General features: G+C 70.1%; 13 protein-coding genes. 3 read left to right on the top strand and 10 right to left on the bottom strand.

What is annotated here, in order from left to right:
* Positions 1-2: 2 nt before the first annotated feature.
* Entirely contained in the window at positions 3-1328 is a 1326-nt protein-coding gene (locus tag ABZT04_RS01150) for an MFS transporter (protein WP_356051437.1), read from the bottom strand.
* Between the two features lie 145 nt (positions 1329-1473).
* Positions 1474-1848 (bottom strand): VOC family protein, encoded by a 375-nt coding sequence (locus tag ABZT04_RS01145; RefSeq protein ID WP_356051435.1) that lies wholly within the window; start codon positions 1846-1848, stop codon positions 1474-1476.
* 325 nt (positions 1849-2173) lie between these two features.
* Between ABZT04_RS01145 and ABZT04_RS01140 the strand changes: the two genes are divergently transcribed.
* Complete coding sequence (locus ABZT04_RS01140) at positions 2174-3238, top strand: helix-turn-helix domain-containing protein (protein ID WP_356051432.1); 1065 nt, start codon at positions 2174-2176, stop codon at positions 3236-3238.
* Here ABZT04_RS01140 and ABZT04_RS01135 read toward each other — a convergent pair.
* The 4 genes from ABZT04_RS01135 to ABZT04_RS01120 form a co-directional block, all read right to left on the bottom strand.
* The gene (locus ABZT04_RS01135; protein WP_356051430.1) at positions 3222-4424 is read right to left on the bottom strand and encodes an MFS transporter; all 1203 of its coding nucleotides are present in this window, start codon (positions 4422-4424) and stop codon (positions 3222-3224) included. The two genes, ABZT04_RS01140 and ABZT04_RS01135, sit on opposite strands and share 17 nt — an antisense overlap.
* A gap of 51 nt (positions 4425-4475) precedes the next feature.
* Positions 4476-5528, bottom strand: a complete 1053-nt coding sequence (locus tag ABZT04_RS01130) for a Zn-dependent alcohol dehydrogenase (protein WP_356051428.1) — start codon at positions 5526-5528, stop codon at positions 4476-4478.
* Positions 5528-6682 (bottom strand): acyl-CoA dehydrogenase family protein, encoded by a 1155-nt coding sequence (locus ABZT04_RS01125; protein ID WP_356051426.1) that lies wholly within the window; start codon positions 6680-6682, stop codon positions 5528-5530. Before ABZT04_RS01125 ends, ABZT04_RS01130 begins: the two co-directional genes overlap by 1 nt.
* A 109-nt stretch (positions 6683-6791) precedes the next feature.
* Positions 6792-7703, bottom strand: coding sequence for an SDR family NAD(P)-dependent oxidoreductase (locus ABZT04_RS01120; protein ID WP_356051424.1), 912 nt, complete (start codon positions 7701-7703; stop codon positions 6792-6794).
* Positions 7704-7798: 95 nt separating this feature from the next.
* On the opposite strand from ABZT04_RS01120, the gene ABZT04_RS01115 reads away from it, so the two are divergent.
* Positions 7799-8734 carry a cyclase family protein gene (locus ABZT04_RS01115; RefSeq protein WP_356051422.1) on the top strand — a complete coding sequence of 312 codons (936 nt, stop codon included), beginning with the start codon at positions 7799-7801 and terminating at the stop codon, positions 8732-8734.
* Positions 8735-9087: 353 nt separating this feature from the next.
* Here ABZT04_RS01115 and ABZT04_RS01110 read toward each other — a convergent pair whose 3' ends face one another.
* From ABZT04_RS01110 to ABZT04_RS01095, 4 genes are all read right to left on the bottom strand, one after another.
* Positions 9088-9564, bottom strand: a complete 477-nt coding sequence (locus tag ABZT04_RS01110; RefSeq protein WP_356052114.1) for an ATP-binding protein — start codon at positions 9562-9564, stop codon at positions 9088-9090.
* Positions 9565-10073: 509 nt separating this feature from the next.
* Positions 10074-10946: an acyl-CoA dehydrogenase family protein gene (locus ABZT04_RS01105; protein ID WP_356051420.1), complete on the bottom strand. Its 873-nt coding sequence runs from the start codon at positions 10944-10946 to the stop codon at positions 10074-10076.
* Positions 10947-10954: 8 nt separating this feature from the next.
* Positions 10955-12088 carry an acyl-CoA dehydrogenase family protein gene (locus ABZT04_RS01100; protein ID WP_356051418.1) on the bottom strand — a complete coding sequence of 378 codons (1134 nt, stop codon included), beginning with the start codon at positions 12086-12088 and terminating at the stop codon, positions 10955-10957.
* Positions 12088-13284, bottom strand: a complete 1197-nt coding sequence (locus ABZT04_RS01095; protein WP_356051416.1) for an amidohydrolase family protein — start codon at positions 13282-13284, stop codon at positions 12088-12090. The genes ABZT04_RS01100 and ABZT04_RS01095 overlap by 1 nt, the downstream gene beginning before the upstream one ends.
* A gap of 87 nt (positions 13285-13371) precedes the next feature.
* On the opposite strand from ABZT04_RS01095, the gene ABZT04_RS01090 reads away from it, so the two are divergent.
* Positions 13372-14898, top strand: a complete 1527-nt coding sequence (locus ABZT04_RS01090) for an AMP-binding protein (protein WP_356051414.1) — start codon at positions 13372-13374, stop codon at positions 14896-14898.
* Positions 14899-15136: the final 238 nt, after the last annotated feature.

Here is a 15136-nt window from a genome sequence, read left to right as displayed (position 1 = left end):
CGCTACGCCACCGCCACCGACCCCACCCCCACGACCGGCCGCCGTCGCCGGATCACCAGCGCCATCAGCGCCGCCACCGCGCACAGCGCCCCCGACAGGTACCAGACCATGTCGTACGACCCGAACGCGTCCCGTGCCACCCCGCCGAGGAAGGCGACGAGGGCCGCGCCGATCTGGTGGGAGGCAAGGACCCAGCCGAAGACGATCGCGCTGTCCTCGCCGTACTGCTCGCGGCACAGGGCGAGGGTCGGGGGGACCGTGGCGACCCAGTCGAGGCCGTAGAAGACGATGAAAAAAAGCATCGGAGGGTGGACGGTGGGGGCGAGGAGCATGGGGAGGAACAGGAGCGAGATGCCGCGCAGGGCGTAGTAGACGGCGAGCAGGCGGCGGGGTTCGAAGCGGTCGGTGAACCAGCCGGAGGCGATCGTGCCGACGACGTCGAAGACGCCGATCACCGCGAGCAGCGAGGCCGCCGCCGTGATGGGCATGCCGTGGTCGTGGGCGGCGGGCACGAAGTGGGTCTGGATCAGGCCGTTGGTCGAAGCACCGCAGATCGCGAAGGTGCCGGCCAGCAACCAGAAGGGGCCGGTACGGACCGCCTTGAACAGCACCGCCACCGTGCGCCGGGCCGCGCCCTGCACGGGTTCCGGCTTCGGTACGAACTCGGTCGCGCCGTACGGCGTCGCACCCACGTCCGCCGGGTGGTCCCGCAGCAGCAGCCACACAAAGGGGACGACCGCGAGGGCCGCGAGGGCCACGGTCACCGCCGCCGGACGCCAGCCGTGCCCCTCGACCATCCACGACAGCAGCGGCAGGAAGATCAACTGGCCGGACGCCGAAGCTGCGGTGAGGATGCCTGTGACCAACCCCTTCCGCGCGGTGAACCAGCGGTTGGTGACGGTCGCCGCGAAGGCCAGCGCCATCGACCCGCTGCCCAGCCCCACCAACAGCCCCCAGCACAGCAGCAGTTGCCAGGGAGCCGTCATCCACACGGTCAGCCCCGAACCCAACGCGATCACGGTCAGCGCGACCGCGACGACCCGCCGGATACCGAAGCGGTCCATCAACGCCGCCGCGAAGGGAGCCGTCAGCCCGTACAGCGCGAGATTGATGGAGGCCGCCGCCCCGATCGTGCCCCGCGACCACCCGAACTCCTGATGCAGCGGATCGATCAACAACCCGGGCAGGGAACGGAAGGCCGCCGCCCCGATGATCGTCACGAACGCGACGGCGGCGACGAACCAGGCGCGGTGGATACGAGCACGGCCACGGGGCGTGGGGCCGGGCTCCTGAGTGGTGCCGGTCGTGGCATCGGTTGTCTGCGTCACGTCAATGAGCTTCCGGCACCCCACCCTTCCCGATCCACTGGCCCGGAGGACAGCATTCGCTAGGATCAGGCCACCCCGTCGGTCCACGACCACAGCCACCGGGTCGGGCGCCGTGTTTCGGGCGCCCGACCAGGTGCTCCCTCGGTTACAGATACGGGCGGGTGATCAGCTCGATCGCATGACCGGCGGGGTCTTTGAAGTACACGCCTCGACCGCCGTGCTCGTTGTTGATCTCGCTGGGGCGGCGCATCTGCGGATCGGCCCAGTGCTCGATGTCGCGGTCGCACAGCCGCCGATAGGCGCGATCGAACAACTCGTCGTCGAGCAGGAACGCGTAGTGCTGCATCTGGATCTCCACCGGCGGTTCGGCGAACTGCAGTAGCACGCCGTCGGAGAGCTGGATGTTGGTGAACGGGCCCCAGGACGGTGCTTCCGAAAGCTCCAGCAACTCCCGGAAGAACCGGGCCGATTCGTTGCGGTCCTTGGCAGCGATGATGGTGTGGTTGAACGTGGCTGTCATTCGGCTGACCTCGTGGTTGTTCGACACGGGAAACGGACTCGTGGTGCGCGAGTGCCAGGAGGTCCGCGTGCCGAACCGAGGGGGTGCGCTCTCTGCACCCGCCGTGCGATCAGCCCTCCACCGGGTGGCCAATCCGTGTGTGGCGTAGTGCCGGTCCGGTGTTCACGTTGGGCGACGCTACTTGACCAGGCCGGCTGCCACAACAGGTCGGCGTGCTTGTGCGGGGAGGGGGGCGGCGAGCATGTGTCTCACACGTCGGCCAAGGGTGAGAGCGCCACGGCCATCGCCATCTGGCCCGGAGGACGGCATTCGCTAGGATCAGGCCATGGCCCCAGTGCACACCGCCTTCCGCCCGCACCGCGTCGTCGTCCTCGCTCTCGACGGCCTCCTCCCCTTCGAGCTGGGCATCCCCCATCGCATCTTCGGGCGTCCCAAGGACCCCGCGAGCGGCCGGCACCTGTACGAGGTCGTCACCTGTTCCGTCCGGCCGCCCGGGCCGGTCGAGACCGACGCCGACTTCGCCATCCATGTCCCGAACGGCCCGGAGGCCCTGGCCACCGCCGACACGGTGATCGTCCCGGCGTCGTACGAACTCGGGCCGGTCTTCGAGAAGGGCGTCCTCACCCCCGAACTCACGGCCGCCTTCGCCCACATCCGCCCCGGCACGCGCATCGCCTCCATCTGCACCGGTGTCTACGTCCTCGCCGCCGCCGGTCTCCTCGACGGCCGCCCCGCCACCACGCACTGGGCCGACGCCGAGCGCTTCCAGCGGCTGTTCCCTCGGATCGAGGTCGACGCGGACGTCCTGTTCATCGACGACGGCGACCTCCTCACCTCGGCGGGCGTCGCGGCCGGCATCGACCTGTGCCTGCACATGGTGCGCCGCGACCACGGCACCGCGGTCGCCAACGACGTGGCCCGCCGCACCGTCGTACCGCCCCACCGCGACGGCGGTCAGGCGCAGTACATCCACCGCCCGGTCCCTGACCCGCAGTTGGCGACCACGACCGCCGCCCGCACCTGGGCGCTGGGCCGGCTCCACGAACCCATCCAGCTCCGGGACATGGCCGAGCAGGAAGCCATGTCGGTGCGCACCTTCACCCGCCGCTTCCGCGAGGAGGTCGGTGTCAGCCCCGGCCAGTGGCTGACCCAGCAGCGCGTCGAACGCGCCCGGCACCTCCTGGAGTCCACCGATCTCTCCATGGACCAGGTGGCCACCGACGCCGGCTTCGGCACGGCCCAGTCGATGCGCCAGCACCTCCAGACAGCCCTCGGCGTCACCCCCACCGCATACCGCCGCACCTTCCGCACCGGAGCGACAGCACCGACGACAGCGACGGCAGTCACAGGGTCCGAGCGGCGCTCCGGCGCCCTCACCACCCTGAGCTGACCGGCCGCCCGCCGCACCGAGCCGCCTCCGCCACACCCCGCACCTCCCCCCACCACCCGACGCCGGTCAGCACCACGGTCAGGCAGACCCCCGCCAGCATCGCCGTCGACGGCGCCACCACCCTCAGCAGCGCACCGGTCAGCGAACCCGTCGCCGCGTACCCCGCGCCCGCCGCCGCGTACATGATCGAGTAGCCGGCGGCCAGGGCGTTCGGCGGCAGGACCTCGCGCAGGGAGAGGTTCCGGGTGAGCATCGCGCCCGACTGGAGTGTGCCGGCCACGACGAGCGCGACCGCGATGGCCGCCATGGCCGGTATCGACGCGGCCAGCGCCACGCACACCGACGTCCCGGCCATCAGCACCACGCTGCGGGTGCGCAGCAGTCCCGGCCAGCCGCGCAGGCCGTAGACGAACGCGCCGAGGCCGCCGCCCACCGCCATGCCGGTCAGCAGGGGGCCGGACCAGCCGACGCCTATGCCGCGCTGTTCGAGCAGGGCGGGCAGGACGAGTTCCGACAGGCCGAGCAGGGTGAGGCTGGCCGCGCCCACGACATACACCGGCCAGGCACCGATCAGCACCCGGAGCAGCGGGGGACCTGCCCGGTCCTCACCACCCACCCCCCAACTGGCCGGCAGCAGCCACAGCCCCGTGACCGACCACGCCATCAGCCCGGCCGCCAACAGCAGTGGAACGCGCGGCGCGACACCGAGCGCCAGCCCGGCCACCGCGGCGGGGGAGACGGCCCACACGCCGGCCGTCAGTATCGACTCGACGGACAGCGCCTGCGCCACGGACCGCGCCGGCACCAACTCGCCGAGCAGGGTGCGCAGTCCACCGGTGGCGGCGGCGGGCGCGGCCCCGGCGACGAACGCGAACCCGGCGAGCACCGCGGGATGCGCGCCCGGAAACGCCCCGAGCCCCAGATACCCCAGCGTCCCGACCGCGAGCCCGCCAGCCAGGTGCACCCGGGCCCGCTCCGGCCGCAACCGCATCCCGAGGACCGGCGCACCGCCGATCTCCCCGATGACGTAGGCCGCCGCGAGTATCGCGCCCAGCGAGTAGCCGCCCGGCCGCTCGCGCACCAGGAAGACCAGGGCGAGCGGCGCCATGGCGACCGGCATACGGGCACCGATGGCGGTGCAGGCCCAGGTCAGGACCTGTCGGGAGACGACATCGCGGTAAGTCATGCCACGACGCTACGGGCCGGGACCGACAACGCCCCCGGGGTTTTCCCCGCCTCAGAACGTGAGAACCCCGCGCGCGACCCGCCCCGCCTCCGCGTCCTCCGCCGCCTTCTCGAAGTCCTCGACGGGATACGTCTCGGTCACCAACTCGTCGAGCAGCAACCGCCCTTCGCGATAGAGCTGCGCGTACAGGGCGATGTCCCGCTGCGGCCGGGACGACCCGTACCGGCACCCGAGGATCGACTTGTCCAAGTACATGGAGGAGACGAGGAAGGTTGCCTCCGCCGTGGCCGCCGGCACACCGAGCAGCACCGCCTGACCGTGCCGGTCGAGCAGATCCACGGCCTGCCGGATCAGTTCCACCCGCCCCACACACTCGAAGGCGTGATCCGCTCCGCTCGGCAGGATCTCCCGCACGCCCTCCGTCGAGGTGAGGAAGTGCGTGGCCCCGAACTGCCGTGCCACCGCCTCCTTCCCGGGGTTCGCGTCCACCGCGACGATCGTCGACGCCCCCGCGATCCGGGCCCCTTGGAGGACATTGAGCCCGATGCCCCCGGTCCCGATCACCACCACACTGTCGCCGCGATCGACCCGCGCCCGGTTGAGTACGGCGCCGACCCCGGTCAGCACCCCGCACCCGATGAGCGCGGCGGACGGCATCGGAATGTCCTTCGGTATCCGTACGGCCTGCACGGCCTTCACCACGGTCCGCTCGGCGAAGGCCGAGTTGGAGGCGAACTGATACACCGACTGCCCGCCCGCCCGCGTGAACGGCTGCCCCGGCCGCCCGATGGCCTGCCGGCACATGGTCGGCCGCCCCCGGTCGCACTCGGCACAGGTCCCACAGTTGGCGAGCGTGGACAGGGCGACGTGATCCCCGGGCACCACATGGGTGACGCCCACACCCACGGCCTCCACCACCCCGGCACCCTCATGTCCCAGCACTACAGGAACGGGGAAGGGTATGGTCCCGTCCACCACAGACAGATCGCTGTGGCACAGCCCGGCCGCCGAGATCGCGACCAGCACCTCCCCCGGCCCCGGCTTCCGCACCTCCAGATCGTCCACCACCTCGACCCGCTTTCCGTCGAAGAGCACACCGCGCATCAGACGACCCCCTTGGGTTCCCTGGGCAGGCCGAGCACCCGCTCGGCGATGATCGTGCGCTGAACCTGGTCCGAGCCGCCGTAGATCGTGTCGGCCCGCGAAAAGAGGAACAGGTGCTGGAACACGTCGAGTTCGTACGACAGGGCCGGCGACCAGTCCACCGGCCCGACCGCCGCCGCGGCCCCCCGCACCTGCGTCGCCAGCTCCCCGAGCCGCTGGTGCCACCCGCCCCACAGCAGCTTGGCCACACTGGGAGCGCCCGCGTCCCCGGCCCGCCCGAGCGTCCGCAGGGCGTTCCACCGCATGGCCCGCAACTCGGCCCACTGCCGCACGAGTCGATCGCGTACGACGGGATCGAGCACGGCGCCCGAAGCGACGGCCGCCTCGATCACCCGCCCCAACTCCCCGGCGAAACCGATCTGTTGGGCCAGGGTCGACACCCCCCGCTCGAACCCGAGCAGACTCATGGCGACGCCCCAGCCCGCGCCCTCACCCCCCACGAGATGCTCGCCCCGCGCCCGCGCCCCGTCGAAGAAGACCTCGTTGAAGTCACTGGTCCCGGTCAACTGCCGGATGGGCCGCACCTCGATACGCCCCGGCTGGTCCATGGGCACCAGCAGAAAACTCAGCCCGTGATGCCGCCGCGACCCCGCCTCGGTCCGCGCCAGCACAAAACACCAGTCGGCCTCGTGAGCGAGCGAGGTCCATATCTTCTGCCCACTGATCCGATACGACCCGTCCCCCGCATCCCACACGGCAGCGGTCCGCACCCCCGCGAGATCCGACCCGGCACCCGGCTCGCTGTACCCCTGACACCACAACTCGTCCCCGGCGGCAACAGCGGGCAGAAAACGGGCTTTCTGCTCATCGGTACCGTGCGCGATGAGAGTGGGGGCGAGAAGGTTCTCCCCGATGTGTCCGGAGCGCGGCGGGGCCCCCGACCGCGCATACTCCTCGGCCCAGGCGACTTGCTGAGTGAGAGTCCCGGTGCGATTCCCATATCCGCCCTCGGCCCACCCCAGCCCTATCCACCCACTTTTACCGAGTGTCCGTTCCCACGCACGCCGATCCCGCTCACCATCCCCATGCGCGGAAAGCCAAGCCCGCACTTCCGCCCGAAACTCATCGTCCTCGGCACCAAACCCGAACTCCACAGGGTCTCTCCTCAAAACACCGCTCAGACGAATCCCCATAGGGGCGCGGGGAACTGCGCAAACCACAGCGAAACCGCACCCGCCAAACAAACAACCACCCCCACCCCACCTACGCGTTAGGCCGCTCCCCCTCCTTCGCAGCCCTCTCCATCTCCTGCACCCGAGAAAGCATCGGCATAGCATCAACCCCCACAGACCCCGGCAAAAACTCCGCGATCCTCTCCACCGTCCAACCGCCGGAGGCATACGCCGCGCGCAACTCCCGAGGCTGAGCCCACACCGCGATCTTCGGCCCCGCAACGGTATAAACCTGCCCGGTAATCCCCTGCTCCCGAGCAGCGTCCGACAGCAGATACGCCACCAGCGCCGCCACATCCTCCGGCGACCCGATCTCCGCCAACTCCATAGGAACATTCGCCGACATCCGCGTACGGGCGACCGGAGCAACCGCATTAGCAGTCACCCCATACTTGTTCAGCCCCAGCGCAGCGCTCCGCACCAGCGAAATGATTCCGCCCTTCGCCGCGCTGTAATTCGCCTGCGAAACCGACCCCTGATGATTACCACTGGTGAAACCGATCAACGTCCCGCCCCGCTGCTTCCGCATCACCGCCGAGGCCGCCCGGAAAACGGTGAACGTCCCCTTCAGATGGGTGGCGATCACCGGATCCCATTCCTCCTCGGACATGTTGAAGAGCATCCGCTCCCGCAGGATCCCGGCCACGCACACGACCCCGTCGAGCCGCCCGTACGACGACAGCGCGACGTCGACGACGCGCTGACCGCCGGCCATCGTCGAGATGTCGTCGGCGACGGCGACCGCCTCTCCGCCCGCCGCCTCGATCTCCTTGACGACGGCCTCGGCGATCTCGCTCGTCGGGGACGCGCCGTCCATCGAGACGCCGTAGTCGTTGACGACGACCCGCGCTCCCTCGGCGGCCGCCGCGAGCGCGACCGCCCGGCCGATGCCCCGGCCCGCGCCCGTGACGGCGATGACCTTGCCTGCCAAGAAGTTCGCCATGTCCGGCCCCTCCCGCAGTTTCTGACGGTCCGTTAGATTCGACTCAGATTCTACGACCCGTCAGATGCCTGGAGACAAGCCCCGGGGAGGCCCCGATGTCACAGCCGACACTTGGTCCGGAGTTCCACGACATCGCCAAGCGCGTGAACAACTGGGGGCGTTGGGGGTCGGACGACGAGATCGGCACGCTGAACCTGATCACCGACGAGGTGGTGCGCGAGGCCGCCGCCGAGGTGCGGACCGGCCGCCGGGTGCCGCTTGCCCTGCCGCTCCAACAGGACGGCGTCCAGACGGGGATGATCCCCGGCCGGGTCAACCCGCTGCACGCGATGGTGCAGATCAACCAGGAACTCTTCGGCCCGGGGACGGTGGCGTGCAGCGACGACGCCGTGACGATGGGGCTCCAGGCCGGCACCCACTGGGACGCGCTGACCCATGTCTCGCACTCCGGGAAGCTCTACAACGGCCGTCCGGCCGGCACCGTGACCCCGCACGGCGGGGCCGAGTTCAGCGGGATCGACAAGGCGCGGCACATCGTCTCGCGCGGGGTGCTGCTCGATGTGGCACGCGCACAGGGGGTCGATCGCCTCGACGGCGGTCACGCGGTCACGCCGGAGGACCTGGAGGCCGCCGAGGAGTTCGCGGGCACCCGGGTCAGGGCGGGCGACATCGTGCTCGTACGGACCGGGCAGGTGCAGGTGTATCTCTCCGGCGACAAGCACGGGTACGGCTATCCGTCACCGGGTCTGTCGATCCGTACGCCGGAGTGGTTCCACGCGCGCGATGTCGCGGCGGTCGCCAATGACACGATGACCTTCGAGATATTTCCGCCGGAGATCGAGGATCTGTGGCTGCCGGTGCACGCGCTCGACCTGGTCGAGATGGGGATGCTCCAGGGCCAGAACTGGAATCTCGAAGAGTTGTCCACAGCCTGTGGACAAGAGAACCGCTACACGTTCCTCCTGTCGGCGATGCCCGAACCTTTCGTGGGCGCCACGGGAACCCCGGTGGCCCCGATCGCCATCCTCTAGGGCAGTCCGGTTTTGACGAGGGCCGGACTTTACGGTCGGATGGCGGCGCGCTGCTGCCCGCCCCGAGCACGGCACCGCGTGCCGCCATCCGACTCCGGCGCCCCGTCCTGGTCCCCGGCCCCGAGGAGACCCACGCCGAACGCGACTCACACTCGCCGAGGGCCTCCGTCACCGAAGCCCTCGTCGTCCCCTCGCGGCGAATCGCTGCCCACAAGCGTGACCACACGGTCACGTCGCGTCAACGCCCATCCGGGGATTTGTTCCGTAAGACCCATTTGTTGCAGGGCGCGCACGGAAGCACGGCCCGGCGCATCTCCGCCCGGCACTTGCAGGCAGCACCTACCCGAGAGCCCCTACACCGCCTCGTACGCGAAGCCCTCGAACTCGAAGCCCTCGTACGGCGTGACACCGCCCCCGAACGCGGCCGCGGCCTCCCGGGGTTCGCTGTCCCGGTCCAGCTCGCACCAGATGCGCTTGCCGGTGCCCTCGGCGCTCCAGCCCCAGCGGTCGGCGAGACCGTCCACCAGCGCGAGGCCACGACCGCCGGTCTCGTCACCCTCCGCGCAACGCGGCACCGGGGCCTGGCAACTGGTGTCGGCGACCTCAAGGCGCACGGTCGCCGAATCGTTCGCCACGTCCGGCAGACAGAGCCTCAGCACGGCCGGACAGCCGGTGTGCACCACGGCGTTGGTGACGAGCTCGGAGACCAACAGGATCAGCGTCTCGGCCAGCGGCTCGTCGGCCTCTATCCCGGACCCGGCGAGCCGCGAGCGCGCCCACCGCCTGGCTCGCCCCACTTCCGCGGGGTCGGGCCGGATCTCCAGTTGCACTTGAAGCACCTGCACCGCTCACACCATCCGAACCGGCGGACACTTGGCCTCGCGCCTCACGAGGGCCACGATCGTAGCCATTTCCTGCATGGCCAGAACAATGGCCAGATCAAGGGTCACGGAACGTGAATCCCTTGCGAGACAGCATGGTTGACGTTCAGTCACCCCAACAAGCGCTTCGGGCATATTCCAGCGCGAAGGAGTACGCGTGCGGGATACTGTGCGACGCTCTCTGCGGGGAGTCGAACAGGCAGGGGCGAAAGCCCGTTCTGCCATACGAGCGGCGGAGCGCACCGCCCGATCCGGGGCCGCCTCACGGGCAACACCGGCATGGCTCGTACCTTGAACCACTCGCATCCCACACAAGGTACCGGAGCCCGAAGGTGACTCCGGGCCGTGACAAGTCACGCATAGGACACAACCCGATATCAACGCTCCGTGATTCCGCTGTGCCACGATCCGCGACACCGTGGTCGGGCCCGTCCCGGTCCTCGCAGGCGAGCGCCCCGCTACCGCGCCCCGGCCACCAGATCCACCGCGAGCAACTCCTCACTCTCCGTGCCTCCTCCGCCACGCCGAGCACGCACCCATGCGCGTTTCAGATGCAGATGGACCTCGGACTCCCAGGTGAAGCCCATCCCTCCGTGCACCTGAAGACAGTCCCGGGCCCCGCGTACGGCGGCCTCGTCGGCCAGCAGCCGGGCCACCGCGATGTCCACCGGCTCCGCGGTCACGGCCGCCGCGTACACCGCGGCCCGCGCCACCTCGACCCGCACCAGCGCCTGCGCGCAGAGATGCTTGATGGCCTGAAAAGCCCCGATCGGCTGCCCGAACTGCTCACGCGTCCGGGCGTGTTGCACCGCCAGTTCCCCCACCCGCGCGGCCGTACCGAGCTGCTCGGCCGCGGTGAGCAGCACCGCCACCGGATCCGCTACGACCGCTGCGGGCACCCGGTGCAGCGGCGTCAGCGGGTCCACGGACCGCAGCGGCACGGCCCCCGAGGCGTCGCCGAGCACCACATCGGCCGCGTCCAGCCACTCCACCAAACCGGCGTCCACGGCCGCCACGACCGTCTCCCCCGCGGCCGCCCCCGGCATGTCTCCCGCCGCCATGTGCGTGGCCACCAGCGGGCCGGGCAGCAGCACCCGCCCGGCCTCCTCGAACGCCAACACCGCCTCGGGCAGCCCGAGTCCGACCCCGCCCTGCGCCTCCGGCACCCGCAGCGCGAAGAAACCGGCCCGCCCCAGCTCCCGCCACAGCGACCTGTCGAGCCCGGGTCGCTCCACGGCCGCCCGCAGCGCCTCACCGTCGAAGCGCCGGGCCAGCAGTCCCCGTACGCCGTCCCGCAACGCCCGTTGATCATCGGTGAGTTGAAAGCGCATGGGGGAGATCACCGTCCCTTCGGCAGACCGAGAATGCGCTCGGCCACGATGTTCTGCTGGATCTGGGAGGTGCCGGCGGCGATGGTGTACGAGAGGGAGGAGAGGCGGTCCAGCACCCACGGCCGGTCCAGGTCGAGGGCGTCCGGGCCGAGGACGTCGGCCGCCGTGTCGTAGAGCTCCTGGCGGGCGTGCGAGTAGCGGAGTTTGAAGACCGAACCGCCCACCCCCGACACTCCCCTGCTCGCCTCGGCCTCGCTCACGTTCCACTGCGTGAGCCGCCACAGCGCCCTGAACTCGGCGTTCAGCCTGCCCAGTCGGCGGCGCAGCACGGGATCGTCCCAGCGGCCGTTCTCCCGTGCCTCGGCGGCCAGTTCGCCGAGCACTCGGCGGCAGGCGACGACCTCGCCGACGAAGGCCGTACCGCGCTCGAAGGAGAGGGTCACCATGGTCACGCGCCAGCCGTCGTTCTCGGCGCCGACCCGGTTGGCGACCGGCACCCGCACCTCGTCGAGGAACACCTCGGCGAACTCGGCGGACCCGGCAAGGGTGCGCAGCGGCCGTACGGTGATGCCCGGCGTGTCCATGGGCATGGCGAGCCAGGTGATGCCCCTGTGCTTCGGTGCCGAGGGGTCGGTGCGGACCAACAGCTCGCACCAGTCGGCGACTTCGGCGTGCGAGGTCCAGATCTTGGAGCCGCTCACCACGTAGTCGTCGCCGTCCCGCCACGCGCGCGTGCGCAGTGCCGCGAGGTCGCTGCCGGCGTCTGGTTCGCTGAAGCCCTGGCACCACGCCTCGTCGCCGCGCAGCACGGGCGGCAGCCACCGCTCCCGCTGCTCGGCCGTCCCCTCGGCGGCTATCGTCGGCCCCGCGTGCAGCAGGCCCACGAAGTTGGCGCCCACATAGGGCGCGCCCGCCTTCTCGGTCTCCTCCAGGAAGATCAGCCGGGTGGTCGGGGAGGCGTCCCAGTGGACGGCGGCGTACCCGGCGTCGTAGAGCGTGCGCTGCCAGCCGAGGTCGTAGGCGCGGCGGGCCGGCCAGTCGGACGGGGAGGGTTTCGGCGGGAGCGAGGGGAGCACCTTCGCCAGCCACTCCCGCAGCCGCGCCCGGTACTCCTCCTCTTCGGGCGTGTACGAGAGGTCCATCAGTCGTCGAGGTCCAGGCCCAGCATGCGGATCGCGTTGCCCCGCATCAGCTTGTGGACCGTCTCGTCGTCGAGGCCCTTCACATGGTCGAGGGCGACCTCCTTGGTGTGCGGGAAGGTCGAGTCGACGTGCGGGTAGTCGGTCTCGAAGGTCGCGTTGTCCCGTCCGACGACGTCCAGCGAGGCGACCCCGTGCTTGTCGCGGAAGAAGCAGCAGAACATCTGCCGGTAGTAGTACGTGGAGGGCGGCTCGGGGATCAGATCACGCACCCCGCCCCAGGCGCGGTGTTCCTCCCAGACGTCGTCGGCGCGTTCCAGGGCGTACGGGATCCAGCCCATCTGCCCTTCGGAGTAGGCGAGTTTGAGGGTCGGGAACTTCACCAGGACCCCGCTGAAGAGGAAGTCCATCATCGAGGCCATCGCGTTGTTGAAGGAGAGCGAGGCCTGTACGGCGGGGGGTGCGTCCGGGGAGGCGGCGGGCATCTGGGAGCTGCTGCCGATGTGCATGTTCACGACCGTCCCCGTCTCCTGGCAGACCGCGAAGAACGGGTCCCAGTAGCCGGAGTGGATGGACGGCAGTCCGAGGTAGGTGGGGATCTCGGAGAAGGTCACCGCGCGCACTCCGCGCGCGGCGTTGCGCTTGATCTCCTCGACCGCCAACTCCACGTCCCACAAGGGGATCAGGCACAGCGGGATGAGCCGGCCGCCGCTGTCGCCGCACCACTCCTCGACCATCCAGTCGTTGTAGGCGCGCACACAGGCGAGCGCGACCTCCTTGTCGTGCGCCTCGGCGAAGGTCTGACCGCAGAAGCGCGGGAAGGTCGGGAAGCAGAGGGAGCCCTCGACATGGTTGAGGTCCATGTCCGCGAGCCGCGCCTTGGGGTCCCAGCAGCCGCGGCGCATCTGCTCGCGGGTGATGCCCTCCAGGGTCATCTCGTCGCGGTCGAAGCCGACGGCGGCGATGTTGCGCTTGTACGGGAACTTGAGGTCCTCGTAGATCCACCAGTCGGTGGGCGGGCCGTCGGGGTCCATCGTGATCTGGTATTTGCCCGCCACATAGGCGAGTTCGCCGATCCCGGCGGTGAGGGGTTGTGGACCGCGCTCACGGTGTTTCTTCGGCAGCCAGGTCTCGAAGAGGTGCGCGGGCTCGATCACGTGGTCGTCGACGCTGATGATGCGGGGCAGTTCGGTGGCCATGGGTTCCCCTCCGCCGGACGGTACTTATCTGATGACCCGTCAGATAGCATGTCACCTGACGAGTCGTCAGCCAAGCAGGGGGCGCACGTGAACGAGACTCCGTACACCCTGAGTTCCGCCCGCACCCTCTGGGAGCTGGTCGTCCGCCGCGCCGCCCTCACCCCCGACCGGCCGGTTTTCCTCCAGGACGACCGCGCCCTGAGCTTCGGCGAGTTGCGGGACCGCTCCGAGCGGGTCGCGGCCGGCCTGTACGGCATGGGTGTACGCCCCGGCACGGTCGTCGCCTGGCAGTTGCCCACCCGTATCGAAACCGCCCTGCTCTCCTTCGCGCTGGCCCGTCTGGGGGCCGTGCAGACGCCGGTGATCCCCTTCTACCGGGACCGCGAAGTCGGCTTCGCGCTGCGGGAGTCGAAGGCGGAGTACTTCGCGGTGCCGGGCACCTGGCGGGGCTTCGACCACACGGAGATGGCGCGGCGGCTGGGCGCGAAGGGCATCTTCGAGGCGTACGACACCGCCGGCCTCCCGGACGGCGACCCCGCCGCCCTCCCCGCCCCGCCCGCCGACGGCACCTCCGTCCGCTGGATCTACTGGACCTCCGGCACCACCTCCGACCCCAAGGGCGTGCTGCACACGGACCGTTCACTGATCGCGGGCGGCTCGTGCCTCGCGCACGCGCTACGGCTGACGGCGGACGACGTGGGCTCGATGGCCTTCCCGTACGCGCACATAGCGGGGCCCGACTACACGGTGATGCTGCTGCTGTACGGCTTCCCGGCGGTGATGTTCGAGCAGTTCGCGCTGCCGGACGCGCTGGAGGGCTACCGCAAGCACGGGGTGACGGTGGCGGGCGGCTCAACCGCCTTCTATTCCATGTTCCTCGCCGAGCAGCGCAAGCAGCCGGGCACGCCCGTGATCCCCTCCCTCCGGCTGCTCGCGGGCGGCGGCGCCCCCAAGCCGCCGGAGGTCTACCACTCCGTGGTACGGGAGATGGGGGTCCAGCTCACCCACGGCTATGGCATGACCGAGGTGCCGATGATCACCATGGGCGACCCGGACGACACGACGGAGAACCTGGCGACCACCGAGGGGCGGCCGCCGGAGGGCATGGAGATACGGATCGCGGAGGGCGGGGAGGTCCGTCTGCGCGGGGAGGCCGTGTGCCAGGGCTATCTGGACCCGGCCCAGACCGCCGAGGCCTTCGACGCGGACGGGTTTCTGCGCACCGGTGACCTGGGGGTGGTGAAGGACAGCGGGCATCTGGTCCTCACCGGCCGCCTCAAGGACGTGATCATCCGCAAGGGCGAGAACATCTCGGCGAAGGAGATCGAGGACCTCCTGGCCGCGCATCCGGACGTGGGTGACGTGGCCGTCATAGGCCTGCCGGACGCGGAACGCGGGGAGCGGGTCTGCGCGGTCGTCGAACAACCTCCGGGGGCAGATGAGTTGACGCTGTCTGCGGTGACTGCCTACCTCCGCACGGAAGGGCTGTCCGTGCACAAGTTGCCGGAGCAGTTGGAGATCGTGGACGCCCTTCCACGCAACGAGACCCTGCGGAAGGTGCTCAAGTACAAGCTGCGGGAGCGGTATTCGGGGAGCGCTGTTCCGGAGCGGTGAGGCAGCGGGCGGCGGAGGACACGATCTCCATCTCGCCGGCCGAAGAGTCGCCTGGAGCCGATACGCCTCCGCACCGCCTCCCGAACAACCGCCCGGAGCAAGGGGAGTTGGCCCTCGGTTCCGTGGCGGACCGACTGCGCGCGGAAGGTTGTCCGTGCTCAAGTACGCGTTACGCGAGCGCTATTCCTGAGCGGCGAGGCAGCGGGCGACGGAGGACACGTCTCCACCCCGCCAACCG

Origin of the sequence: Streptomyces sp. NPDC005492 (genome assembly GCF_040605995.1) — a bacterium.
Taxonomy (GTDB): domain Bacteria; phylum Actinomycetota; class Actinomycetes; order Streptomycetales; family Streptomycetaceae; genus Streptomyces.
This window is presented reverse-complemented; position numbering and strand designations above follow the sequence as displayed.